The organism is Streptomyces sp. URMC 126 (genome assembly GCF_051386555.1).
GTDB lineage: Bacteria > Actinomycetota > Actinomycetes > Streptomycetales > Streptomycetaceae > Streptomyces.
In genome coordinates this window covers 1-2114 of the sequence record NZ_JBPQTX010000563.1, presented here as the reverse complement: position 1 = coordinate 2114, position 2114 = coordinate 1, and the positions used below count along the sequence as shown (strand labels likewise).

2 protein-coding genes are annotated in these 2114 nt (G+C 75.8%); both read right to left on the bottom strand.

The features are described 5' to 3' along the window. Positions 1 to 1306, bottom strand: a 1306-nt coding sequence (locus ACSNOK_RS32700) for a HAMP domain-containing protein (protein ID WP_436784421.1), incomplete at its 3' end; no start/stop codon positions are given. Then, positions 1303 to 1995 carry a response regulator gene (locus tag ACSNOK_RS32695; RefSeq protein WP_436784420.1) on the bottom strand — a complete coding sequence of 231 codons (693 nt, stop codon included), beginning with the start codon at positions 1993 to 1995 and terminating at the stop codon, positions 1303 to 1305. The genes ACSNOK_RS32700 and ACSNOK_RS32695, both read right to left, overlap by 4 nt. Positions 1996 to 2114 lie beyond the last annotated feature (119 nt).

Below are 2114 nucleotides of genomic sequence, written 5' to 3'. Positions count from 1 at the left end.
CGCCACCCGCCCGCGGACGCGCCTCCGGCGTACCCCCGTCCACCTCGGCTCCCTCCGCCCGCACCCGGACCCGTACGGGCCCGCCCGGGCCGCCGTGGCGCAGGGCGTTGCCGATGAGGTTGGCCAGGACGACGTCGACCCGGCGGGGGTCGAGGCGGGCCCGCAGGCCGGGCGGTACGTCGAGGCCGACCCGGTCACCCCAGTGCCGCAAGGCAAGCGTCTTGTGGAGGAGTTCGGGGACGTCGACGTCGTCGAGGTCGAGCGTGGCGGCCCCCGCGTCGAACCGGGAGATCTCCATCAGGTCCTCGACCAGCCGGACGAGCTTGCCGGTCTCGCCGGCGACCAGTTCCAGCGCTTCGGCGGTCTCGGGGTCGAGACGGCCGGAGGCGGCGTCCTGGTCGAGGACGCCGGTGACGGCGGTCATGGCGGCGAGCGGGGTGCGCAATTCGTGGGAGACGTCGGCGGCGAACCGCCGGGCCCGGGCCTCCATGGCACGCAGCGTGGCGGCGTCCGCCTGGAGGGTGGCGGCCATGGTGTTGAACGTCCGTCCCAGATCGGCGAGTTCGTCGTCGCCCGTGACCCGGATCCGGGTGTCGAGGGCGCCCGCGGCCATGTTCTCGGCGGCCGACCGCAGCCGGCGTACCGGCCGCAGCACGCGACGGGCGGCGAGCAGCGCCGGGACGACGGACAGCGGGAGGACGGGCAGGGCGCCGGCCCGTGCCGCCGCCACCAGCGCGCGGACGTCCCGTTCCTGGTCGGCGAGGGAGAACGAGGCGTAGACGACGAGGCCGGACGGGCGGGCCGGCTCGCCGTCGCGGACGACCGGGAGGGCGACGGCCAGCCACGGCGTCCCGGCGTGGTGGAAACGCTGGACGACGGCGGTCCGCGCGGAGGGCGCCGCCTCGCGGAGGGCGGTGGGCAGCACGGGAGGCGGGGAGGCCGCGGTGACGGGGGAGGCGTCGCGGTAGGCGGCGGCCGTCCGCCAGTCCCGGGAACCGCCCGCGCGGTCGAGCTGCAGCGTCAGGGCCCGCAGGTCCGCCGCCCCCGGGGCGGCCGGCAGGTCGGGGGCCAAGGAGTCGGTCTGGACGCGCAGATCGTGCACGGCGCTGTCGCGGGCGCGGTCGAGGATCGCCGCCCGCGCCTCACGGAAGGTGAGCGCGGCGGCGGTGAGGGCGCTCGCCGCCGCGACGACGACGAAGCCGACGATCAGCCGGACCCGCAGGCCCCGAGGGCGCGGCAGACGAGGCAGCGGACGGCGCCACAGCGGCCGGCGCCACAGCGCTGGGCGTCCCGGACGGCGGGTCACAGCGGGCCGAAGCGGTAGCCGAAGCCGCGCACGGTCTGGACGTACCGCGGGTTGCGCGGGTCGTCCTCGATCTTGGAGCGCAGGCGTTTCACGCAGGCGTCGACGAGCCGGGCGTCGCCGTAGTAGCTGTGTTCCCAGACCTCTTCGAGGAGCTGCCGGCGGCTGTGGGTCCGCCCGGGGGAGGCGGACAGGAAGAGGAGCAGCTTCAGCTCGGAGGGCGCGAGGGTGAGCTCCGTTCCGTGTTTGCACACCCTGACCGCCTCCGGGTCGATGGTGAGATCGCCGTGGACGAGGGGGCCGTTCCGCTCTCCCGGGCCGGGCTGGGAGGGGGCGACGCGACGCAGCACCGCGCGCATGCGGGCCTCGATGACCTCGGTGCCGGCGGGTTTGACGATGTAGTCGTCGGCGCCCGCCTCCAGACCGACCACGACGTCGATGTCGTCACCCCGGGCGGAGAGGATGACGATCGGCACCCGGCTCGTCGCGCGGATCCGCCGGCACACCTCGAGGCCGCTCATGCCGGGCAGCATCAGGTCGAGCAGCACGAGGTCCGGCGCGAACGGCCCGAGCGACTCCAGGCCGTCCTCGCCCGTGGCGACCGCCTCGATCTCGTGCCCGCCACGGCGCAGCCCCAACGCGACGCCACGGCGCACCGCCGGGTCGTCCTCGATCAACAGGACCCGTGTCATGGGCCGTTCCTCTCCTTCGGGTCTCGTCCCGTGTCCCGCCGCCGGTCCGTGCGACGGCCGTATCCGCTCCGCGACACCGCGGAACGGGCGGAATGCCCCCCCCCCGAGCGCCCCCGCGC

What these genes read in the sequence shown, in the direction of transcription:
- ACSNOK_RS32695 (WP_436784420.1), bottom strand. Translation starts at nt 1,995, where the DNA reads ATGACACGGGTCCTGTTGATCGAGGACGACCCGGCGGTGCGCCGTGGC.